The following is a 21126-nucleotide window of genomic DNA, read 5'->3' on the forward strand; positions in this document are numbered from 1 at the left end:
ATAAGAGGTGAGGTGATCATATTGGACCAAGAAGCCAGCTTTATGGCAAATTTCATTAATAGTTATTTTATTGCGCTAGGTGTGCTGATCGGCGGGGCACTGATCGGCGGAGTCGGCGCTTACTTGTCAGGTGAAGCCCCGCTCACCGCCATTACAAAACTTGCCAACAAATTGAAAATATGGGCGCTTGTTGCAGCCATCGGCGGAACTTTTGATGCGGTATACAGCTTTGAGAGAGGTATATTCGAAGGGAATACAAGAGATATATTCAAGCAGCTCCTTCTCATCATATCGGCCATGGGGGGCGCACAAAGCGGATGGCTGATTATTTCCTGGCTGACGCAGGAGCACATTTCTTCATGAGAGTGCCTCAGCTCTATAGAAAACCGGGATGGCAGCGTTTTTTCGCGGGTATGATGTGCGGCGCCGTTATCAGCTGGGTGATTTTCCTGTTTACGTATGGCACCTTTCAAGAGGAACAAGTGACTTTGATTGCAGAGCAGCAGGAGCATGTAAAAGATTTGAACAATCAAATCTCCATTTATCAGGAGGACCTTCATAAGCTGAATGAGGACAACAAAAAGATGCTGCTCATTCAAAGCGTCGATGTAAAATTGCTGAACAGCGAAAAATACAAAATTTCGCAGCCGGACAAGACAAAATTCGAAGAACATATTAAGGATGACATTTCAGAGGTCATCACAAAGGATATAGAAAGTGTCTATAAAACAAAGGAACTGTTAAAACGAACGATTGAAAACAAAATATATACCATTAATGAAAAAAAATATGAAGCTGAGGTGAAGGAATTAATTATTTATACGAGACTGACTGTCGAGATTGAAATATCATTTGCGTCATAAATGTGGAAATTTTTTAAAATCTTCCAAACTTCAGTCGCTTTTTACTCCGCTTTTTTATAAACTATAAATGAGGCAAATGTTGAATATGAAGGGAGGAAAGGGAAATGGATGTTTATAGCGACCGTCAGCAGGCAAAAGATCAAGCCGCCCGAATCAGACAAGGTTTTTCCGCATATGCAGAAACAAACGCACTCGCTTCCCTCATCAAAAAAGAACTTCAATCTTACAATCTCCAAGTCTATGAAGACCTTACTGAACTCGGCTGCTGGTTCATCCCCGTCACAGATGAACACTAAGAAAGAGGGTCACCCCTCTACTTGTGTTCTTTACATACTGTTTCTAAATCAGCCAAAATAGTGTCCGCTTCTTCCCAGCTGTAAATGGAAGCTCCTGCGGCAAGCGGATGGCCCCCTCCATTATATTTGCGGGCAAGAACATTAATAACAGGCCCTTTCGAGCGGAATCTGACTCTGATTTGATCTTCTTCTTCTACGAAAAACACCCATGCGCGAATACCTGAAATATTTCCAAGCGTGCCAACGAGCTGTGATGCCTCAGAAGCCGTTGTGCCGAATGTTTCAAGAATATCCTTTTTGATAAAAACAGAGGCCGCTCCATTTTCCGACACTGACACATTTTGATAAATAAAACCGTTCAGTTTCACCACATTCAATTTGGTTTCATACAATTGATTAAACAAATCTGTAGATGAAAACGGATATTCAATAAGTTCGCCTGCATATTTTAAGGTTTTTTTCGTCGTGTTCGGAAATAAGAACCGGCCTGTGTCTCCGACGATACCGGCATAAATCAATTCAGCCGCTTTCGTATTCAATTTCCAGCCGTGCTGCTTCCCTTCGAGGTACAGCTCATAAATCATTTCGCTCACAGAACTTGCATTCGTATCAACCCATAAAAGATCACCGTACGGGTCCTCATTCGGATGGTGGTCGATTTTCATGAGCTTATCGCCCAAACCATACCGTTTGTCGCAGATTCTTTCCTGGTTTGCAGTGTCACACACGATGACAAGTGCGCCTTCATATGTTTTGTCATCCACTTCATCAAGGGAATACAAAAACGAAAGTGATTGTTCAGGGGTGCCGACTGCATAAATATTTTTTTCAGGATAGGTTTCTCTCAGTATTTCTGTAAGGCCGCACTGGGATCCGTAAGCATCTGGGTCAGGCCGCACATGTCTATGTATGATAATAGTGTCATATAATGATATGGTTGTAATGAGTTCTGTTTTCATCTTGTACTCCTTTTTTGTCTTTTTTTCATTAAATCACAAACTTTACCGCCGGAAAAGAAAAACATTTATCCTAGAAATCAAGCCCATTTATGTATAGAATGGGTTTGTAAACTCTTACAATGGAGGATTTCATTTATGCTGGTTTTCGTTTTTCTGATTGTGCTTTCAGCCTGCTTTTACGTGTATTTCAAAGTAAAAGGCGTCCGAGCGAAGCGGCCGTTGGAGAAAGAATTTTTCTCGGCTAAATCAAGCATGTCCTTAGGGTCGCTGGTGCTGTTTTACGGAATTAATCAAATGATCTTATTTCATTCAGTTTTAACGTTAGTGATCGGCGGTATTTTTATCCTCGTAGGAGCAGGCAGCTTGTGGGCCGGGTATAAAGCCTATAAGCACTACGTCCCCCTTCATGCCAAAGAGGCAGAAAGAGACCACGCGTAATATCACGGAAGGGACGGGAGATGCACGTCCCTTTAGCTTCTTTCCATCAGCTGAACCATAAGCATCGCTTTGCAGACAATGTTTCCTTGGCTGTGGACTTCAACTTCCATTTTTCCGAATTTTCTTCCGGCTTCGAGAATACGCGGCTTGACTTCAATGACCGACTCCATCTGCACAGGCTTCAGAAAGAAGATGGTAATGCTCTCGATGACCAATTCTCCCCGTTTCCGCGAGCGCAAAAACCGATTGGCCGCCTGAGTGAGGATCGTGGTAAACACACCGTAAGAAATCGTTCCGAGCTGATTCGTCATTTGCGGTGTTACTTCATACTGATAAACCGCAGGATTTTGTTTATCATCTTCCTCTTCTTTAAATCCCCTTGAGACGATATCGTCCAGCTTTTCACCGACCTGCGGCTGCTTTTGGATCATTTGAAGGGCCTTTAATACGTCCTGGCGACTGATCATTCCGATTAATTTTTGATGTTTGTCTGTAACGGGAAGCACTTCAATTCCTTCCCACACCATCATTTGGGCTGCGGAAGCGACAGATGTTTTTCCTATCACCGTGACCGGATTTTTTGTCATCACCTTTTCAATCGGCGCCGATCGGTCATGGCCCGCGATATCTTTCGATGTGAGAATGCCGTGAATCTTCATTTGGTGATCGACAACCGGGAAGCGCCCGTGTCCCGTTTCAAAATTTTTCTCATACCATTTCTCCAGCTTATCCTTTGGAGAGAGGTACACGGTGCGGTCGGCCGGGGTTAAAATGTCTTCTACAAGCACGATTTCCTTTTTAATCAACTGGTCATAGATCGCCCGGTTAATCATGGCGGCAACCGTAAACGTATCATAGCTTGTGGAAAGAATAGGCAGTTCAAGCTCGTCCGCCAGCTGTACGATACTGTCATCCGTATTAAATCCGCCCGTCACCAAGACAGCGGCGCCCGCTTCAAGCGCCTGCCGGTGGGCGTTTATGCGATTCCCGACGATCAAGAGATTCCCCGCGGCGGTATAACGCATCATCGCGTCGAGCTCCATGGCTCCGATGACAAATTTATTGAGTGTTTTATGGAGTCCGGCCCGTCCGCCGAGCACTTGTCCCTCGATTACGTTAACGACTTCTGCATATGTAAGTTTTTCAATATTTTCTTTTTTCTTTTGCTCGATCCGAATCGTGCCGACTCGTTCGATCGTGCTGACAAAGCCTTTATTCTCCGCCTCTTTTATGGCTCGGTAAGCCGTTCCTTCACTTACTTTCATTTCTTTTGCAATTCTTCTGACGGAAATTTTTTCTCCCACAGGCAGTGAATCAATATACATTAAAATTTGTTCATGCTTTGTTGCCAAGCGTTTCACCTCTAACCGACAGTCTTCTATGTCATATTATAAAGGTTGTGAGGAATCAATAGCAATGAAGCAGTGATGTTTTTTGAAAAGGGATGCATAAATATGAAAGGGCGATCAGCATGGAAAAGAAAAAAACACAGGCGCGGCCTGTGTTTTTAAAGTTCGATCGTTTCTCCGACAGCCATGACTTTTCCGACTCCGCCCGGCAGGCTGTCCGCAAAAGCCTCAGGGTCTTGCTGGATGACCGGGAATGTATTGTAATGGACCGGTACAACCTGTTTCGCTCTCAGCCATTCAGCGGCAAGCTTGGCGTCTTCCGGACCCATTGTGAAATTGTCGCCGATCGGCAAAAATGCAAGATCAATATGGTTCAGTTCCCCGATTAATTTCATATCGGAAAATAAAGCCGTGTCGCCTGCATGGAAAATCGTTTTCCCCTCCACTGTTAAGAGAATTCCAGACGGCATTCCGGTATATGTGATCGTTTTGTTTTCTTCATCAGTAATGGCCGAACCGTGAAACGCCTGCGTCAGCTTCACCTTCCCGAAGTCAAACTGTCTGGAGCCGCCGATATGCATAGGATGGACATTCAAGCCCTTCCAGCCGAGATAGACAGCCAGCTCATTCGGCGCAACAACGAGTGCGTCATTTTGCTTGGCAATTTGTTCGGTATCGCCTACATGGTCATTATGGCCATGAGTCAATAAAATGACGTCCGCTTTTACATCTTCCGGCTTCAGATCGGTTAAATCGTTTCCGGTCAAAAACGGGTCAAACAGAATATTGTGGTCGTTTGTTTCTACTGCGATAACAGAATGTCCGTGATATGTCACTTTCATATCTTTCACCTCATCACAATTTTTTTATTTATTTCCCTTATGAGCCTTCCAAAAAACCTAGGTTGAATGGTGCCTGTTAATGACATTAAGCCCGCCGGTTGCTTCAATAACGGTCCCCGTCACTAGATCGGAGTTTTCCTCGCACAAAAAAGCAATGATTCTGGCGATATCCTCTCCCGTTCCGGACCTTCCTATCGGCGTCTTTTCCTTGCCGATTCTCAGTCTGGCCTCTTCTATTGACGCTTCTTTCATATCGCCGACGATGTCACCTGGGCACACCATGTTGGCTGTTATGCCGGATTCAGCCTCTTCTATCGCTATTGTTTTTGTCAGTGAGGCCAAACCGACCTTTGCGGCCCCAAAAGCGGAACGGTGAAGCCAGCCCGGGGCGTGCGCCGCACCTTGGAAACCATATGTTATAATCCGGCCGAATTGCTGTGTTCTCATGATCGGAATTACTGCTTTAAATAAATGAAAGACAGCGCTTAAATTCCCTTCAAGCATAGAGTACCATTCATCATCGGAATAATCGGCAAGCTTTTTCCGTTCAAATATGTAAGGCCCGGCGTTGTTAATCAGGAAGTCGATTCTCCCAAACCGCTCTTTCGCGGCATTGGCAATGTACAGCAAGTCTTCCTTTTTGGTGACATCTCCCTTTACAAACTGCAGCCGGTCAAGAAATTGAGGACAGGCGTCTTTCAGACGGCTGACAGCTTCCTCATCCTGTCTGTAGTTGACCGTCACAGAGTACCCTTTTTCAAGTAAGGTTTCCGTCACTTTACGCCCTAATCCCTTCGAACCGGCTGTAATTAAAGCATGTCGCACATGTATACCCTCCCAAAGCAACGTAGCCGCTTCAAATAAAGTCATTTCTTCCTCTACTTTACTATAAAAGAACGGCAATATCACTTTTTTACACTTTGACAAACGAAAAAAGCCGTCTGTTTAGACAGCTTATTCCGCAGAAGCAGGCGGTTCCTTTTCTGACAGCTCGACAAAACCGCTTTGATACACGTCAGTAATCTGCCGGATAGTCTCCTGCCCCTCTTTTTCATCATATATATACTGTTCTTGTTCTCTTTTCATCCCTCTGGCCTCCCATTCATTATATAAGTAGGGTGGCTATAATGAATGGAATTTATGAAGGAAAATTTAGCTACAAGCCTTTATGCTTTCCTTAGCTTTTACGAGTGCCTGCTCCACCTGTTTGAAACCGGTTCCTCCCGCGCTCATTCGTTTTTCAACAGCATGATACGGGTCGAGAACGGTGTAAATATCTTCTTCAAAAAGATCGCTTGCTTCAAGAAAATCGCTAAATGGCATATCGCTTAAATAAATACCTTTTTCGATGCATGTGTAGACCAGTTTCCCGACAATTTCATGAGCTTCTCTGAACGGCATGCCTTTTTTCGCCAAATAGTCAGCAAGCTCAGTCGCGTTAGAGAAGTCTTGCTTCGTCGCCTGCTTCATTACATCTTTATTAACCGTCATGGTCTCAATCATTCCTGTGAAGATCTGTAGGCTGCCTTCCACAGTCTTCACCGTGTCAAACATGCCTTCTTTATCTTCCTGCAAGTCTTTGTTATAAGCGAGAGGGAGCCCTTTCATAATCGTGAACAGCCCCATCATATCACCATACACACGGCCGGTTTTTCCCCGAATGAGTTCCGCCATGTCCGGATTTTTCTTTTGCGGCATCATGCTGCTTCCCGTCGCGTAAGTGTCATCAAGTTCAATGAATTTGAATTCCTGAGAGCACCAGAGAATGATTTCTTCCGAAAAACGGGAAAGATGCATCATCATCATGCTACTGTTGCTTAAAAATTCAAGAATGAAGTCTCTGTCGCTTACTCCGTCCAGGCTGTTTTCGTATATAGAATCAAAGCCAAGAAGCTGTGCCGAATAATCCCGGTCAATCGGGAAGGTCGTGCCCGCCAACGCCCCGCAGCCGAGCGGAGACTTGTTAATGCGTTTCATCGAATCTTGAAAACGCTCTTTATCCCGCTCGAGCATCCAGAAATACGCGAGCAAATGATGGGCAAATGAAATCGGCTGGGCGCGCTGAAGATGTGTATACCCGGGTAGAATCGTTTCCACATTCGCTTCCGCTTTTTTAATCAGCGCGTGTTGAAACTGTTCGATCAGCTCGATAATATGGCCGACGTGATTTTTTAAATATAAATGCATATCAGTCGCCACCTGGTCATTCCGGCTTCGTCCGGTATGAAGCTTGCCGCCCAGAGGACCGATTTCATCAATGAGCATTTTTTCAATGTTCAAATGAATATCTTCATAATCGACTGAGAATTCCAAGGCGTTATCCTCAGCTTTTTGCAGAAGTGTATTCAGCCCCTCACGAATTTTCAGCTCTTCTTCTTCCGTCAGGATACCGCATTTTTTCAGCATTGCAGCATGTGCGAGAGACCCTGTAATATCTTCAGCTACTAAGTTTTGGTCAAATGTGATGGACGCCCCAAACTCATCGACCCATTTTTCCGGTGTTTTTTGAAATCGGCCTCCCCAAAGCTTCTTCATGCGTTAATCTGCTCCTTCTTTTTCACGATGCTGTTGACTTTCGTCGGCAGCCCCCACAGTTCAATAAAACCGATAGCTGCGTGGTGGTCAAACGCATCGTCTTTTGTATATGTTGCAAGTTTTTCGTCATAAAGTGAAAACTCTGATTTACGTCCTTCCACAATCGCGTGTCCTTTAAAGAGCTTAACGCGGACAACGCCGGTAACATGCTTTTGTGTTTCTTTTAAGAACCCGAGAAGCGCATCCTTTAACGGTGAAAACCATAGACCGTTATAAATGACTTCTGACAGCTTTTGTTCAATTGCCGGTTTAAAGTGCGCGACTTCTTTGACCAGTGTTAAATCCTCAAGCTCTTTATGCGCTTTAATCAGCGTCATAGCACCCGGGCACTCATATACTTCCCGTGATTTGATGCCGACAAGGCGGTTTTCCACATGGTCAATTCTTCCGATTCCGTGTGCGCCGGCAACCTCATTCAGTTTCAGAATCAATTCAGAAAGTGAATACGATACGCCGTCGATTGATACCGGAACGCCTCCTTCAAACGCGATCTCGATGATCTCAGGAGTGTCTGGCGTTTTTTCCAAAGGTGCTGTCAGATCATATGCGCCTTCCGGCGGTGCTGCCCAAGGGTCTTCTAAAATGCCGCATTCGTTCGCGCGTCCCCAAAGGTTTTGGTCAATAGAGTACGGGCTGTCAAGATTGATCGGAATCGGAATCCCGCGGTCAGCCGCATATTCAATTTCTTCCTCACGAGACCATTGCCATTCACGGACAGGAGCGATTACTTCCAAATCCGGATTTAATGATTTGATAGAAACCTCAAAACGAACCTGGTCATTTCCTTTACCAGTGCATCCGTGCGCGACCGCTACCGCATTTTCCTTTTCCGCCACCTCGACTAATTTCTTAGCGATTAATGGACGTGATAATGCGGATACAAGCGGGTATTTTCCTTCGTATAGTGTATGCGCCTGAAGAGAAACAAGCGCAAACTCCTGTGCAAATTCTTCTTTTGCGTCAATGACGTAAGAGTTTGTCGCGCCCACTTCCAGCGCTTTTTGCTGTACAAATGCCAAATCTTTGCCTTCCCCTACATCTAAACAGCAAGCAATGACATCATAACCTTGTTCTTGAAGCCATTTTATCGCTACAGAAGTATCAAGACCTCCTGAATATGCCAATACAACTTTTTTCTGTTCTGCCATGTTAAAAATCCCCTCTCAACCGTGTTCTCTTTTTGTATAAAAATAAATTATTTTTAATAAAAATACATTTTGTATGTATACACTTTAACAAGTAAATTCTGTTTTTTCAAGCTTTTTATAAAAAAAACTTCACCCATTTTTTCGAGTGAAGTTTCGCAGGATTTATTCATTTCATATCTTTTCTGATTTCTCTGATTACATGGGCAAGCTCCGGGATAATCAGCTTGTCCATCGCAAGCTTTACCGCACCGCTTGAACCGGGTGTGGAGAAGACGGCAGTATTCAGGATGACCCCTGCCGCCGCTCTGGAAAGGATTGCGGCTGAACCGATATCCTCTGTATAGCTGAGCATTCTGAAAATCTCTCCGAATCCGGGCAGCTCTTTCGAAAATAACGGAGTGACCGCTTCAATTGTCACGTCTCTTTGCGCAATGCCAGTCCCGCCGTTTAGAAGGACCGCATCTGTATATTCATCCATACAGCCAGATAATACGGCTTTTTGAAGCGCATCCTTATCATCGTTTACGATGTGATAGGATACAATTTGGTGGCCGGCGTCTTCTAAATATTTCATCATCAGCCGGCCGCTTTTGTCATTCTCTTCCGTTCTTGTGTCACTGACAGTAATGACCATGCATCGAACAGTGCCGGGGGCTTCTTGTTTATGTTCTTCCACACTCATGCTTTCACCTCATTGATATGGCTGATATTATTCGTATTGATTACGATTATGTACGTTCATATCGTATCGTCTTTACATAAAAAATTCAATACACACGAAAAAAGCACATTCGGCTGAATGTGCTTTTCCTCCATACTATTGAGCTAAACGGACTACATCACGGGCAATCATCACTTCTTCATCGGTCGGGATGATGATGACTTTAACCGGAGAATGCGGGTAGCTGATGAAAGCTTCCTCGCCGCGTACGTTATTAAGTGCAGGATCCCAGTATACTCCCATGAATTCAAGGCCGCGAAGGACGCGCTCTCTCACTTCGACACTGTTTTCACCGATTCCGGCAGTAAAGATGATAGCGTCAACGCCGCTCATTCTTGCCGCGTAAGAACCGATGTATTTGTGGATTCTGCTTGCAAATACTTCAAGCGCTGTTTCCGCACGCTCATTTCCTTCTTTTGAAGCTTCCACGATATCACGAAGGTCGCTTGAAAAACCGGAGATGCCAAGCAGTCCGCTTTTTTTGTTTAATGTATTTAATACTTCGTCTGCTGATTGACCTGTCTTCTCCATAATATAAGGAATGAGGGCTGGGTCGATGTTTCCGGAACGCGTGCCCATCGCTACGCCCGCAAGCGGCGTGAAGCCCATTGATGTATCAATAGATTTTCCGCCTTCAACGGCTGCGATACTCGCACCGTTTCCAAGGTGGCAGGAAATAAGACGCAAATCTTCCAGCGGGCGGCCAAGAAGCTCAGCTGCGCGTTCAGTTACATATTTATGTGATGTGCCGTGGAACCCGTACTTACGAATGCCGAATTTCTCATAGTATTCGTATGGAAGGCTGTACAGATAAGACTGCTCAGGCATTGTTTGGTGGAACGCTGTATCAAACACCGCAACCGCAGGAACATTCGGAAGCACTTCTTTAAATGCTTTGATTCCGACAATGTTAGCCGGATTATGAAGCGGCGCCAGTTCAGAAATTTTTTCGATTTCATTTATCATTTCATCCGTTAATAATACGGAATCACTGAATTTTTCTCCGCCGTGAACGACACGGTGGCCGATCCCGTCAATTTCATTCAAGTTTTTGATAATACCGAACTCAGTTAATTTGTTAAGCAGCATTTTAACTGCAACTGCATGATCTGGTATATCTGTAACTTCTGTATTTTTTTCGCCGTTTACAGAAATGGTAAACACACTGTCAGCGATACCGATTCGTTCAACTAAGCCTTTCGTTAATACTTTTTCTGAAGGCATTTCGAAAAGCTGAAATTTTAAAGACGAGCTTCCTGCGTTAATTGCAATAATTTTGGACATGATTGTCGCTCCTTTTTACTCTGTATCAACATTCAACTTCTTTTGTTCGTTCTTGTTTTCCAAGCGCCAGATCGCGCCGGAAAATATCTGACTTTTCCATTTAAACATTGTCATGTCAGCATTTCAAGTCAACATCGTTATTGGTAACGTTTTCATAGAGAAGTCGTTATTTTCAGATTAGTAAAACACCTGTTTCGGTCATTTTAAAGACGATTATTGAGTTAGCGTTTGTAAAGAAAGCCTGTTTCATTCATTGTTTGCCGCAAAAAAAACAGTTTAAGCACCCATCGCAAGATGTTTCCTTAAACTGTTTTGATTCATCTATTTTTCTTCTTGAAACCACGTATCCAATTTAGCGATCATTTCGAGCATAGCCGGCTGGTTCGCAAATGACGGAAGATTGGCAAGCAGCATTTGTTTCGGCGGCTTCGTTTGATCGCCTTGTTTTTGAAGCACGAGAATGCTTTTGGCATGAGCCTCATCTTTAAATAGTGATTGAGGAAGCTGGAGCAGCGCATTCAGGTGGACCTTTTCGCTGAAAAAACGCTTGAGCTTATCACTTTGGGCGCTGTCAAATAAATGATTCGGAATCATAAAAAATAAGTAGCCGTCCGGTTTGGTGTGCTTCACGCTTTGTTCAATAAATAGGTGATGGGCGAAAGAATGGCCTTCATCCGCTTTTAATTCGTACGCCTTCGCCCCTTCATCATTCGGATAAAATCCTACGGGAAGGTCGCAGATGACCGTGTCAACCGGGTCGACAAATACCGGTTCAAGGCTGTCCTGATGGAACAGTTCAATTTCCTTTTCCTGCAGGTTCGCCTGAGCATACGCGATTTTGAGCAGGACGTCATCAATCTCGATTCCATAGCTTTTAGCTATTTGTTCAGACTGCTGGTTTAAAACCGTGAGAAGGAGATTTCCCGTCCCGGCTGCGGGATCAAGGATCGTCATGTCCTTTTTCCCCTCAGTAAATTTATTGACCAAGTAGCTGATGAAAAGCCCGATTGTATCAGGTGTCATTTGTCTATTCGGGTGTGATTTGTCTTTTAAACCTTTTAAAATGGCGAGCTGAAACGCCTTCCGCACCCATTCGTGCTCATATTTATTAAATTCGGCTTTTGCAAGCAGAGCCTTCAGCGGTTCGGCTTTTTCAGCCGGAATTGAAAACTGGTCCGTTGTTTCAAGGAAATACATTTCCCCGGCTTCGGCAAGCGCCTCGATATATGAAATTTGCAGTTCTTTTGCTATCATTTGCGCGGCTTCATCCAGAAGCTCATAAACCGCGCCGACATGATCATTTTGCATTGTCTTCCTCCTTGCCATGAAAAGAGCTCCGGCGTCAGCACCTGGAGCTCTTTTTCACCTGCTTACTTAAGTAATGCCTTTGCAGCCTCAATCGGCTTTTCGTAGTTCGGGTGATTGGTTGCTTCGCTCACATATTCAGCGTAGACAACTTTTCCGTTTTCATCAAGAACGAATACGGAACGGGCCAGCAGCCGAAGTTCTTTAATGTAAACGCCGAAAGCTTCCCCAAATGACATGTCTCTGTGGTCTGATAAAGTTTCCACTTTGTCAATTCCGTTCGCCCCGCACCAGCGCGCCTGAGCAAACGGGAGGTCTGCGCTGATGGTTAAAACGTTCACATCTCCAAGCTTTGCGGATTCTTCGTTAAAACGGCGGGTTTGCGCATCACAAACGCCTGTGTCGATAGAAGGGATAACTGAAATAATCGTTGCTCTTCCTTTGAAATCCGCTAACGATTTTTCTTCTAAACCGTTCGTTAACACTGTAAAGTCCGGAGCTTGCTCCCCAACTTTCACTTCTTGTCCGACTAATGTAACCGGGCCGCCTTTAAATGTAATTGAAGCCATTATATTTCCTCCCTTTGATATGTATAGTTCTATCATAGTAGAGTTTTATGCAAACTGCAAAGTTTATGCCAAGATCATAAAAAAAGCTAACTGCAACCTGCAGTTAACTTTAAAAGTTAAAGACCGATATCGTTCATTTTTTTGTTTTGGCCTTTGTCATTTTTTTTAAACATTTGCTGGATACGTTCAATTGTTTGCGGAGCGGAATCCAAAAGTTTATCAATCAAATGTGTATTTTCGTCTAAATGAAGCATTCTGACACCGGTTGTTCCGACAATCAAAAACGCGATTGGCGTGATGGACACACCGCCTCCGCTCCCGCCGCCGAACGGAAGTTTTTGTTCTTTGCGTTCATTATCTTCAGACTTCTTTTCGGCTGGCTTGCTGCCAAATTCACTTCCGCCCGCCGCAAAGCCGAAACCGACTTTAGAAACGGTTAAGATGACACTGCCATCCGGTGTTTCAACCGGATCTCCGATGATTGTATTGACATCAATCATTTCCTTCAAATTTTCCATAGCGGTTTTCATTAAACCTTGAATGGGATGGTCTGCCATTGCGCTTCCTCCTTAAACTGATGAATCATTCTTTGAAGTTAATCGGGCTGATGGTTTCTTTCTGAATACAGATAAGCTGCCCCGCCAGTATCTTACAAATTTGAAAGCTGCAAGCATAGCATGCCCAAAGCGAAAAAAGAATATACACTGCAAATGGGTTTTGGACACAGGCATTTGGAATGAAGGGATGACTTGATACACCGGTTTATTGGCAAAGCTGAAGTGTTCATACAGCATCCCCATTATTCCGCCCTTCACTGCCCAAACGCCGCCGGTTAAAATCCCTGTCGCCGCTGCGTCTTTGATTCCGACGATTGTCGTCCACTCTAATTTTGTGACGCGAAAACTCGCGAGAAAGGCGGCGCCGATCTTTCGCATTCTTACCACTTGCTTCATAAGCATTTCAATCCTGTCTATGCTTTCTCTAAGTTCACGATAGGTTAATTTTTTCTTTCCGCTGCTTTTTTTGGTCTTCGATTCTGTATCCTGTTTTACATCGATTGAGGCATCCTCTGGATTCAGTTTAATGACCGGAAATTCTTTTTTGACCCGTATCAGCCCGTATAAGGACGTGAATTTCACCGTAAGTTTGTCATCATCATCTGAATGAAGATACTCAATGGCGATTTGGATTTTCATTCTGATAACCAGCACGAAAAGAATGAGAATAAGTACGGCAGACAAGAGATATACCATATCCTTCACTTCCTCTTAGAAAGCATTATCGTCCAATTCAAAAAAAAATAAACCCGGACCGAGGCCGGGTTTATTTTAGTCATTTGCGATATAGCTTTTCATGCACGACAGTCGTATCGGCAAAATAATCATGTATCCCCTGCTTCTTAGGAGTTACTCCGACAACGATATACAGAATCCAGATTTTAAGAATATACCGGCCGACGACCTCCCTGAAGATCACCGCGCTCCAGGTGAGAGAAGTATCCGGCTTAATTGAAACAACCTTGAGCCCAAATACCATTTTCCCGAGCGTTTGACTGAAACATTTTGTCATCAGCGCAAAATAAGCGAGAAAGACAATGAGGGTTGTCACTGAATAGGCTGAAATCGTAAAAACGCCCGATGTTTTCGGCAGTCCCATGACACTAAAGAGCGGTGAAACGATTAAGTGGTTCAGCCCCCATACAACAAGCCAATCAAGCAAGAACGCCCAAAAACGGATCCAAAATCCCGCGTACGCACGCTCAAACAGTTCCGCCTTTTCCGCAGGGGGCGCTTCATTGCGGTTCAAGTCATCATATGTCGCGTCCATTATTTATCCCTCCTACTTCGCATAGAGATACATCATTCTCGGCGAGCTGGATTGTGAAATTAATTCCTTCATATTCAGAAAATCAATTTCGCTCTTAAACATTTTGTTCGCCCCCATCGAAAAGAGAGAACCTAAGCCGAAGCTTTCCTCATAGGTGACAACAGATGCGTCTTTCAGATTTTTATGATCTTTTTTCATTGCAGCAATCGTATCATCATAAAAGCCAAGCTCATCAACGAGATTCAATTTCTTCGCTTGTTTGCCATCATAAACACGTCCGTCGGCGATTTTTTTCACTTCCGCTTCAGACATGTTTCTCCCCTTCGAAATGACATCTACAAAACCTTCGTAAGAATTATCAACCATAGATTGCATGATTTTCTTTTCTTCATCTGTCATGTCACGAGTGGCAGACATGATGTCCTTGTGAGCACCGCTTTTAATTGTTTCAAATTTGATGCCGAGCTCATCGGCCAGCTTCGAATAGTTAACACTTTCCATAATAACTCCGAGAGAACCGGTGATCGTTTCCGGTGATGCGTAAATCTTATCTGCGTCCGCTGAGATATAATACCCCCCGGAAGCTGCCATTGAACCCATTGATACATAGATCGGTTTCTTTGTTTCTTTTTTAATCTCTTCAAGCTTTTTATGTATTTCGGCACTTTCGTAGACGCCGCCGCCGGGAGAGTTCACTTTCAGAACAATTCCTTTAACGGTCTTGTCTTCTTTGGCCTGTTCAAGGTTTTTCAAGAACGTTCTGTGATTATAGCCGTCTGAACCGAGCAGACTGCTTGAATCCCCATTGTCTTGAATCGTTCCGCTGACTTCGAGTACAGCGATTTTACTGGAGAGGTTTCCGTCTTCCAGCGTGACTTCTTGTGATTCATCGTTCAGTGACGTAATATCCGTGTTGCCGCTGAAATTTTCAAAGAAAGCGATTGTAAGACTCGCAATTAATGAAACGCCGAAAATCCCAAGCGCAATCACCAATGCAATCCATCGTTTTGCATTCATTGTTTCTCCTCCTTTTATAAAACATGTCCCCTTCATTATACGACTGGCGTAAGAGAATGTTTCATTTTCATTCCAAAGCTTTGGCTTACCCAATAAGCATCAAACATGGTACACTTATGGCCAAAGGTATTTTAACACAAATACTGGATGGCAGAAAAACTTAAATATGACAGCAAAGGGGAAATGATTATGACAGATCATCGCCGTAATGTTTATTTTTTTCACAAACAAGACAATGAAACAAAGGAACAAGTCAGCTCCTTGAAGCAACTGGCCGAATCGAACGGATTTACGGTCGTCAGCCAATCAGCCGATGCCAATATTATCGCAAGCGTCGGGGGTGACGGCTCATTCCTGCAGGCTGTCAGAAAGACTAACTTCCGCGAAGATTGTTTATATGTCGGCATCGCGAAAAAGGGGAAGGCTCATCTCTATTGTGACTTTAACAGTGATGAGACTGAAAAAATGACGGATGCGACGAAATTTGAACAAATTGAAGTCAGAAAATATCCGCTCATTCATGTCAAAGTGGATGACACGAACCATTTCCATTGTCTGAATGAGGTATCAATCCGTTCAAGCATTATCAAAACGTTTGTTATGGACGTGCTGATTGATGATTTGCATTTTGAAACGTTCAGAGGAGACGGAATGATCATTTCCACGCCCACAGGCAGCACCGCCTATAATAAATCGGTAGCCGGCGCAGTCGTTGATCCCCTGCTTTCCTGCATGCAGGTCACGGAGCTTGCGTCACTCAACAATAACACGTACCGGACACTCGGTTCTCCGTTCGTACTAAGCTCCGATCGCAAGCTGACCCTTAATATTGTTCAAGATGGGAATGAGCATCCGATTATCGGGTTGGACAATGAAGCGCTGAGCACAATGAATGTCAAAAAAATCGAGATCACACTTTCAAAAAAGAAAATCAAAACCGTTAAGCTGAAAGATAATTCATTCTGGGAAAAAGTAAAACGTTCCTTTTTATAAACACAAAGAGGACAGGCTTAGAGCCTGTCCTCTTTTTCATATACTATCTGTCCGCCGACCACTGTTATTTTAATCTCTAAGCGGTGGAGATGCTCGGGTTCCGTTGCAAACGGATCACCGCTGAGAATCGTAAAATCGGCGTCAAATCCTTTTTCAATTTTCCCCCGCGTACATTCCTTGTGAATGATCGCAGCGCTCCCTGTTGTATAGAGCTGAATCGCTTGATACACAGTAAGGCGTTCGTTTTCATTATAGCTTGGACCATTCTTTTGTCGGCCGCTTGTCCGAAGCACAGCGGACTGAATGCCGAGAAGCGGCTCAACAGGCTCAATCGGAGCGTCTGAACCGCCCGCGCACAAAATCCCTTCCTCGATCAGCGTTTTCCAGGCAAAGGCCGTTTTCATCCGCTGTTCCCCAAGGCGGTCAATAACCCAAGGAAAATCACTCGCGACGAAATGAGGCTGAATATCAAGGGCCACCGGCATTGCTGCTGTTTTTTTGATCAATTCACGATTCAATACTTGGGCGTGTATCAATCTGTCATGCTGCCCCGTTTTCGGCGGAAGCTGCTCTATGACATTAAGCACTTTTTCAAAAGCAAGATCTCCAATGGCATGAACTGCGGCTTCCATGCCTTTTCCTCTCGCTTTTTCGATTAATCGGTAAAGCGTTTTGTCGTCATGAACCTGCACACCGTTTGTGGAGGGATCATCATGGTACGGTTCTTTTAATAAAGCGGTTCTGCCGCCAAGCGCACCGTCAGCAAAGATTTTCATCGCTCCGAATTCAAGGTAAGGGCCTTCCGGTTTCTCCATTGCATCCCATTTGTCAACCACTTGATGATGGACGAGCAAATGACAGCGAAACGGATACCGGCCTGATCCCACAGCTGTTTTATAAGCCGTGACCGGAACAGAAACGTCCCCGTAGTAAGACAAATCCTCAGAGTGGCCACCCGTCAGTCCTTTTTTCCAGCAATCCGTGATCGCAGTCTTCAGCGCCCTGTCCACATAAGCTTGAGAAACGGGAGGAATGGCCTGCGTGATCAGATCTTGCGCCTTATCCAGCAGCAGGCCTGTCGGTTCTCCATCCGTTTTCACAATGACGCCCCCGTCAGGGTCAGGCGTTTGGCTTGTGATACCGGCTGCTTTCAGGGCGGCCGAATTAACTGCTACCGCATGTCTGCAAATACGTTTGAGCATGACGGGCCTGTCAGGAAACAATTGATCAAGATCATGTTTTGTGACATATTCCGGCTTGTCAAATTGATTTTCATTCCAGCCCTCGCCGATCAGCCACTCACCTTCTGCCAGATAGCGCTCTGACTCTTGTGCCGCACGCACAATGGCTTCTTTTGATGTAAAAGAGGATAAATCCAGCCTCAGCTGTTTTTCCCCGTGCCCAATCAGATGGAGGTGGCTGTCGACAAATCCCGGAAACATCACGGCTCCGTGAAGATTGATCTCTTTAGTGTCCGGTGAACCGTACGCTTTTTTGAGTTCGGCAAAACTGCCCGTTTCCTTAATGACCTCGCCTTCAACATATACAGCTTCGGCTTTTTGCCCTTCGGTTACCATTGTATAAATTAAGCCGCCGTACCAAATCGCCTTCACTTCAGCTTCACTCTCTTTCTTTTTACGACTGCGCCTTTTTATTGGCTTTAAGCTGTTCTTCACGTTTTCTTAGCTCGACACGTCTGATTTTGGCGGAAGCTGTTTTTGGCAGGCTTTCGACAAATTCAATTTCTCTAGGATATTTGTATGGAGCTGTGATCGTTTTAACGTGATTTTGAAGCGTTTTGACAAGATCATCACTGCGCTTTTCATGATTTTGCAGCACGACATACGCTTTTACGATTGAGCCTCTGATTTCATCGGGACTCGCCACTACTGCGCACTCTCTAACTTCCGGATGTTTGACAAGCGCGTCTTCGACTTCAAAAGGCCCGATCGTATAGCCGGAGCTTACAATGATGTCATCGTTTCGGCTTTCAAACCAGAAGTAGCCGTCCTCGTCTTTTTTCGCTCTGTCTCCCGTAAGAAAATAGTCGCCGCGCACTTGCTTTTTCGTTCGTTCAGGGTCTTTATAATATTCTTTGAAAAGCGCCGGTGTGCTTAGATGTACGGCAATATCACCCGTTTCACCCGTTTTGCAGATTTCGCCGTCTTCATTAATGATTTCAACCTGATTTCCGGGTGTCGGTTTTCCCATGCTTCCCGGCTTTATATCCATATCTTTCAGCACACCGACTAAAAGCGTGCTTTCCGTTTGGCCATATCCGTCTCTGACTTTCACTCCGAAGTATTTTTGGAAAACATCAATGACTTCCCGGTTTAACGGCTCTCCCGCCGATACTGCGCTGTGCAGGGCAGAAAGGTCATAGGTTTCCAAGCCTTCCACTTTTGCCATCAGCCTGTACTCTGTCGGCGTGCAGCAGAATACATTAATTTGATAACGGCTTAATAGCTCCAAATATTTCTCGGCGCCAAATCTTCCGTGGTACACAAATCCGGTCGCTCCGCTTCCCAGCACCGCAAGCAGAGGGCTCCATACCCATTTTTGCCAGCCTGGCGCGGCTGTCGCCCATACGTTGTCGTTTTCGGAAATGCCGAGCCATTCGCCGGCGGATGTTTTTAAATGGGCAAATGCCCAGCCATGTGTATGTACAACGCCCTTCGGCTGACCGGTCGTCCCGGATGTATAGGATAAGAACGCCATATCCTCTCTAGTTGTATCTGCTGTTTTAAAACTGCTTCCATCAGCCTGAATGCTTAACAGGTCTTTCCATCCAGCCTCATTTTCGCCTATTGACAGCGTGATTAATTTGTCAGTCGACTTGACATCTTTAAATGCGCTGATAAATTGCGGATAAACAATGGCGCCCTTTACTTCTGCGTGCGCAATCCGATATTCAAGGTCTTTCGCCCGAAGCATTTCCGAGCAAGGAATAACGACCATTCCCGCTTTCAGGATGGCCAAATAAACGGCATAAGCTTCTAGCACTCTCGGAACCATGACAATCAGCTTATCGCCTTTTTCGAATCCTAAACCTGTCAGCGCGGCACCGATTTTATCGGTTTCTTCCATTAGCTTTTCATATGACCAAGAAGCTTTCTTTCCTGATTCGTCCTCCCATAACAGGGCGGTTTTTTGTCCAGAACGGCTGAACTTTTCAATTTCATTTACTAAGTTATAGTTCATTGGGGCAATTAAATCTTCTCGTTTTAACACGGACAACTCCTCGCTTTCTCTCCCCATTATACATAAATGAAGCGCCTTTCAGAAAGGATATGCACGAAAAAACAAGTGCCAAGAGGCTCATCGTTCTTTGGAGATTCATTTTTAACATTAAAAAAGAGCGGGGTCGCCCCCGCTCCTTAAGCCATTATGTGTAATTGTGATTAAAACTGTTGACCACTCATGTTTTGTTGAGCGAAAGAAACAAGACGTTTTGTGATCTCTCCTCCAACAGAACCGTTAGCGCGAGAAGTTGTTTCTGCACCAAGGTTTACGCCAAATTCAGAAGCGATTTCAAATTTCATTTGGTCGATAGCTTGAGCAGCGCCTGGTACTAGTAGTTGGTTACTGCTGTTACCGTTTTGACTGTTTTGTGCCATGTGTCTCACCTCCTTGTGAGTATAGAATGTGTTAAAACACATGGCTTCATTCAGAAAAAGTTTGGTAATTGTATACAGTTTCCCTCTGCTTCTGCTTAAAAAAGCTCAGCAAATTTATCATTTGTTTCTTGCTCGCCGTATAATTCAATTGTTTCAATTTGTTCCACTGCTTCTTGAATGAGCGGCTCAAAATCAACAAAGCTCTCAAAGTGTTCAATTTTTTCTTTTTTCGGCCGGGTTTTCGGGCTTGGCGGGGTAAAGATCGTACAGCAGTCCTCAAACGGCTGAATGCTGGTGTCGTATGTGCCGATCTCACGCGATTTTTCAATAATTTCGGTTTTATCCATTCCGATTAATGGCCGTAAAATCGGTGTAGATGTCACCGCATTAATGGCATACATGCTTTCAAGCGTCTGACTCGCAACCTGTCCGAGGCTTTCCCCTGTAATCAGCGCCAAGCCTTTTCTTTGTTCTCTGATTCTGTCTGCGATTTGAAGCATCAGACGCCGGGTTGCGGTCATCGTATAGTTTTCCGGAATTTGTTTTTGAATCAGCTCTTGTGTCTTCGTAAACGGCACAATATGAAGCGTCATCTTTCCGCCAAACTTTGATAAGCCCCCCGCAAGATCAATGACTTTTTGCTTTGCGCGCTCGCTCGTGTAAGGAGGGCTGAAGAAGTGAACGGCTTCTACCGACAGACCTCTTTTCATGGCGTAAAATCCGGCGACTGGGCTGTCGAATCCGCCGGAAAGCATCAGCATCGCTTTGCCGGCCGAACCGACAGGAAGGCCGCCCGCCCCTTTTTCATCACGGATCGTCAAATAGGTTGCTTCTTCCCTGATTTCCACTCTGAGAGGGATATCCGGATTGCGCACGTCGACTGTTAAGCCCTCGGTGTTCCGTAAAATATGAGCGCCGATTTCGGCATTCATTTCATTCGTATCTAACTCAAATTGCTTGTACGCTCTCTTGGTCGCCACTTTAAAGGTGTCGCCCGCTTGATATTCAGCTCGAATGGCCGCCAGCGCCGTGGTTTTAATATCTTCCAGGCGGCTTTCGCACTTAATGGCAAGGCTGAAGCTTTGAATGCCGAAAACCTGCTTTAATTGTGTTCGAATGGCATCCGGCTGTTCACCGTTTAAGGTAATCGTCATCCGGTCGCGATTCGAGAAGTATTTCAATTTTTTATAGTCATTCAAAACAAGTTTAATGTTTTGCTTCAATCGTTCAATAAAGCTGCGTCTGTTTTTTCCTTTTGTTGATATTTCGCCAAAACGTATTAATATGTGATCGTAATTCATGT

General features: G+C 44.7%; 24 protein-coding genes. 5 read left to right on the plus strand and 19 right to left on the minus strand.

Features of this window, described 5'->3' with window-relative positions:
• The first annotated feature begins 21 nt into the window (after positions 1–21).
• From ytrH to AXI57_RS12980, 3 genes are all read left to right on the plus strand, one after another.
• Positions 22–363: a sporulation membrane protein YtrH gene (ytrH, locus tag AXI57_RS12970; RefSeq protein WP_003325099.1), complete on the plus strand. Its 342-nt coding sequence runs from the start codon at positions 22–24 to the stop codon at positions 361–363.
• The gene (gene ytrI / locus AXI57_RS12975) at positions 360–863 is read left to right on the plus strand and encodes a sporulation membrane protein YtrI (RefSeq protein ID WP_003325098.1); all 504 of its coding nucleotides are present in this window, start codon (positions 360–362) and stop codon (positions 861–863) included. The genes ytrH and ytrI overlap by 4 nt, the downstream gene beginning before the upstream one ends.
• Before the next feature lie 104 nt (positions 864–967).
• Positions 968–1159 (plus strand): YtzJ family protein, encoded by a 192-nt coding sequence (locus AXI57_RS12980; RefSeq protein WP_003325097.1) that lies wholly within the window; start codon positions 968–970, stop codon positions 1157–1159.
• Positions 1160–1176: 17 nt separating this feature from the next.
• On the opposite strand, the gene AXI57_RS12985 is transcribed toward AXI57_RS12980, so the two are convergent.
• Positions 1177–2118, minus strand: a complete 942-nt coding sequence (locus AXI57_RS12985) for a DHH family phosphoesterase (RefSeq protein ID WP_003325096.1) — start codon at positions 2116–2118, stop codon at positions 1177–1179.
• Positions 2119–2253: 135 nt separating this feature from the next.
• Here AXI57_RS12985 and AXI57_RS12990 point away from each other — a divergent pair, with 135 nt between their 5' ends.
• Positions 2254–2556, plus strand: coding sequence for a YtpI family protein (locus AXI57_RS12990; RefSeq protein WP_003325095.1), 303 nt, complete (start codon positions 2254–2256; stop codon positions 2554–2556).
• 32 nt (positions 2557–2588) lie between these two features.
• Here AXI57_RS12990 and AXI57_RS12995 read toward each other — a convergent pair whose 3' ends face one another.
• The 14 genes from AXI57_RS12995 to sppA all read right to left on the minus strand — a co-directional run bounded on the left by AXI57_RS12995 (position 2589) and on the right by sppA (position 15213).
• Positions 2589–3908: a CBS domain-containing protein gene (locus AXI57_RS12995; protein ID WP_003325094.1), complete on the minus strand. Its 1320-nt coding sequence runs from the start codon at positions 3906–3908 to the stop codon at positions 2589–2591.
• A 155-nt stretch (positions 3909–4063) separates the two neighbouring features.
• A complete protein-coding gene (locus tag AXI57_RS13000) occupies positions 4064–4747 on the minus strand; it encodes a metal-dependent hydrolase (protein ID WP_003325092.1) in 684 nt (227 codons plus the stop codon).
• 57 nt (positions 4748–4804) lie between these two features.
• On the minus strand, positions 4805–5572 hold the full coding sequence (locus tag AXI57_RS13005; RefSeq protein WP_061670308.1) for an SDR family oxidoreductase: 768 nt from the start codon (positions 5570–5572) through the stop codon (positions 4805–4807).
• A 129-nt stretch (positions 5573–5701) separates the two neighbouring features.
• Complete coding sequence (locus tag AXI57_RS22290; protein ID WP_003325090.1) at positions 5702–5833, minus strand: hypothetical protein; 132 nt, start codon at positions 5831–5833, stop codon at positions 5702–5704.
• Positions 5834–5899: 66 nt separating this feature from the next.
• The gene (gene argH, locus AXI57_RS13010) at positions 5900–7282 is read right to left on the minus strand and encodes an argininosuccinate lyase (protein WP_061670309.1); all 1383 of its coding nucleotides are present in this window, start codon (positions 7280–7282) and stop codon (positions 5900–5902) included.
• Complete coding sequence (locus AXI57_RS13015) at positions 7279–8490, minus strand: argininosuccinate synthase (protein WP_003325088.1); 1212 nt, start codon at positions 8488–8490, stop codon at positions 7279–7281. Before AXI57_RS13015 ends, argH begins: the two co-directional genes overlap by 4 nt.
• Positions 8491–8656: 166 nt before the next feature.
• A complete protein-coding gene (locus tag AXI57_RS13020) occupies positions 8657–9172 on the minus strand; it encodes a MogA/MoaB family molybdenum cofactor biosynthesis protein (RefSeq protein ID WP_061670310.1) in 516 nt (171 codons plus the stop codon).
• A gap of 135 nt (positions 9173–9307) precedes the next feature.
• Entirely contained in the window at positions 9308–10495 is a 1188-nt protein-coding gene (locus AXI57_RS13025) for an acetate kinase (protein WP_061670311.1), read from the minus strand.
• Positions 10496–10816: 321 nt separating this feature from the next.
• The gene (locus tag AXI57_RS13030; RefSeq protein WP_061670312.1) at positions 10817–11803 is read right to left on the minus strand and encodes a class I SAM-dependent methyltransferase; all 987 of its coding nucleotides are present in this window, start codon (positions 11801–11803) and stop codon (positions 10817–10819) included.
• 62 nt (positions 11804–11865) lie between these two features.
• Complete coding sequence (gene tpx, locus AXI57_RS13035; protein WP_061670313.1) at positions 11866–12369, minus strand: thiol peroxidase; 504 nt, start codon at positions 12367–12369, stop codon at positions 11866–11868.
• Positions 12370–12485: 116 nt separating this feature from the next.
• Positions 12486–12926, minus strand: coding sequence for a GerW family sporulation protein (gene ytfJ / locus AXI57_RS13040; protein WP_061670314.1), 441 nt, complete (start codon positions 12924–12926; stop codon positions 12486–12488).
• Positions 12927–12938: 12 nt separating this feature from the next.
• Positions 12939–13622, minus strand: a complete 684-nt coding sequence (locus AXI57_RS13045) for a DUF2953 domain-containing protein (RefSeq protein ID WP_061670315.1) — start codon at positions 13620–13622, stop codon at positions 12939–12941.
• 79 nt (positions 13623–13701) lie between these two features.
• The gene (locus AXI57_RS13050; protein WP_061670316.1) at positions 13702–14196 is read right to left on the minus strand and encodes an RDD family protein; all 495 of its coding nucleotides are present in this window, start codon (positions 14194–14196) and stop codon (positions 13702–13704) included.
• A 12-nt stretch (positions 14197–14208) separates the two neighbouring features.
• On the minus strand, positions 14209–15213 hold the full coding sequence (sppA, locus tag AXI57_RS13055) for a signal peptide peptidase SppA (RefSeq protein ID WP_003325076.1): 1005 nt from the start codon (positions 15211–15213) through the stop codon (positions 14209–14211).
• A 189-nt stretch (positions 15214–15402) separates the two neighbouring features.
• On the opposite strand from sppA, the gene AXI57_RS13060 reads away from it, so the two are divergent.
• On the plus strand, positions 15403–16206 hold the full coding sequence (locus AXI57_RS13060; RefSeq protein ID WP_061670317.1) for an NAD kinase: 804 nt from the start codon (positions 15403–15405) through the stop codon (positions 16204–16206).
• Positions 16207–16223: 17 nt separating this feature from the next.
• Here AXI57_RS13060 and AXI57_RS13065 read toward each other — a convergent pair whose 3' ends face one another.
• From AXI57_RS13065 to thiI, 4 genes are all read right to left on the minus strand, one after another.
• Positions 16224–17819: an amidohydrolase gene (locus AXI57_RS13065; protein ID WP_061670318.1), complete on the minus strand. Its 1596-nt coding sequence runs from the start codon at positions 17817–17819 to the stop codon at positions 16224–16226.
• Positions 17820–17841: 22 nt separating this feature from the next.
• Positions 17842–19437, minus strand: coding sequence for an acyl-CoA synthetase MbcS (gene mbcS, locus AXI57_RS13070; protein ID WP_061670319.1), 1596 nt, complete (start codon positions 19435–19437; stop codon positions 17842–17844).
• A 170-nt stretch (positions 19438–19607) separates the two neighbouring features.
• A complete protein-coding gene (locus AXI57_RS13075; protein ID WP_003325071.1) occupies positions 19608–19823 on the minus strand; it encodes an alpha/beta-type small acid-soluble spore protein in 216 nt (71 codons plus the stop codon).
• Positions 19824–19918: 95 nt separating this feature from the next.
• Positions 19919–21124, minus strand: coding sequence for a tRNA uracil 4-sulfurtransferase ThiI (gene thiI, locus AXI57_RS13080; RefSeq protein ID WP_061670320.1), 1206 nt, complete (start codon positions 21122–21124; stop codon positions 19919–19921).
• Between the last annotated feature and the right edge of the window lie 2 nt (positions 21125–21126).

The organism is Bacillus atrophaeus (assembly GCF_001584335.1).
GTDB classification, from domain to species: Bacteria; Bacillota; Bacilli; order Bacillales; family Bacillaceae; genus Bacillus; species Bacillus atrophaeus.

What these genes read in the sequence shown, in the direction of transcription:
- argH (WP_061670309.1), bottom strand. Translation starts at nt 7,282, where the DNA reads ATGAAGAAGCTTTGGGGAGGCCGATTTCAAAAAACACCGGAAAAATGG.
- AXI57_RS13020 (WP_061670310.1), bottom strand. Translation starts at nt 9,172, where the DNA reads ATGAGTGTGGAAGAACATAAACAAGAAGCCCCCGGCACTGTTCGATGC.
- AXI57_RS13000 (WP_003325092.1), bottom strand. Translation starts at nt 4,747, where the DNA reads ATGAAAGTGACATATCACGGACATTCTGTTATCGCAGTAGAAACAAAC.
- ytrI (WP_003325098.1), top strand. Translation starts at nt 360, where the DNA reads ATGAGAGTGCCTCAGCTCTATAGAAAACCGGGATGGCAGCGTTTTTTC.
- AXI57_RS13030 (WP_061670312.1), bottom strand. Translation starts at nt 11,803, where the DNA reads ATGCAAAATGATCATGTCGGCGCGGTTTATGAGCTTCTGGATGAAGCC.
- AXI57_RS12980 (WP_003325097.1), top strand. Translation starts at nt 968, where the DNA reads ATGGATGTTTATAGCGACCGTCAGCAGGCAAAAGATCAAGCCGCCCGA.
- AXI57_RS13025 (WP_061670311.1), bottom strand. Translation starts at nt 10,495, where the DNA reads ATGTCCAAAATTATTGCAATTAACGCAGGAAGCTCGTCTTTAAAATTT.
- AXI57_RS13015 (WP_003325088.1), bottom strand. Translation starts at nt 8,490, where the DNA reads ATGGCAGAACAGAAAAAAGTTGTATTGGCATATTCAGGAGGTCTTGAT.
- ytfJ (WP_061670314.1), bottom strand. Translation starts at nt 12,926, where the DNA reads ATGGCAGACCATCCCATTCAAGGTTTAATGAAAACCGCTATGGAAAAT.
- AXI57_RS12990 (WP_003325095.1), top strand. Translation starts at nt 2,254, where the DNA reads ATGCTGGTTTTCGTTTTTCTGATTGTGCTTTCAGCCTGCTTTTACGTG.
- sppA (WP_003325076.1), bottom strand. Translation starts at nt 15,213, where the DNA reads ATGAATGCAAAACGATGGATTGCATTGGTGATTGCGCTTGGGATTTTC.
- AXI57_RS13075 (WP_003325071.1), bottom strand. Translation starts at nt 19,823, where the DNA reads ATGGCACAAAACAGTCAAAACGGTAACAGCAGTAACCAACTACTAGTA.
- tpx (WP_061670313.1), bottom strand. Translation starts at nt 12,369, where the DNA reads ATGGCTTCAATTACATTTAAAGGCGGCCCGGTTACATTAGTCGGACAA.
- AXI57_RS13060 (WP_061670317.1), top strand. Translation starts at nt 15,403, where the DNA reads ATGACAGATCATCGCCGTAATGTTTATTTTTTTCACAAACAAGACAAT.
- AXI57_RS12985 (WP_003325096.1), bottom strand. Translation starts at nt 2,118, where the DNA reads ATGAAAACAGAACTCATTACAACCATATCATTATATGACACTATTATC.
- AXI57_RS22290 (WP_003325090.1), bottom strand. Translation starts at nt 5,833, where the DNA reads ATGAAAAGAGAACAAGAACAGTATATATATGATGAAAAAGAGGGGCAG.
- AXI57_RS13050 (WP_061670316.1), bottom strand. Translation starts at nt 14,196, where the DNA reads ATGGACGCGACATATGATGACTTGAACCGCAATGAAGCGCCCCCTGCG.
- thiI (WP_061670320.1), bottom strand. Translation starts at nt 21,124, where the DNA reads ATGAATTACGATCACATATTAATACGTTTTGGCGAAATATCAACAAAA.
- AXI57_RS13045 (WP_061670315.1), bottom strand. Translation starts at nt 13,622, where the DNA reads ATGGTATATCTCTTGTCTGCCGTACTTATTCTCATTCTTTTCGTGCTG.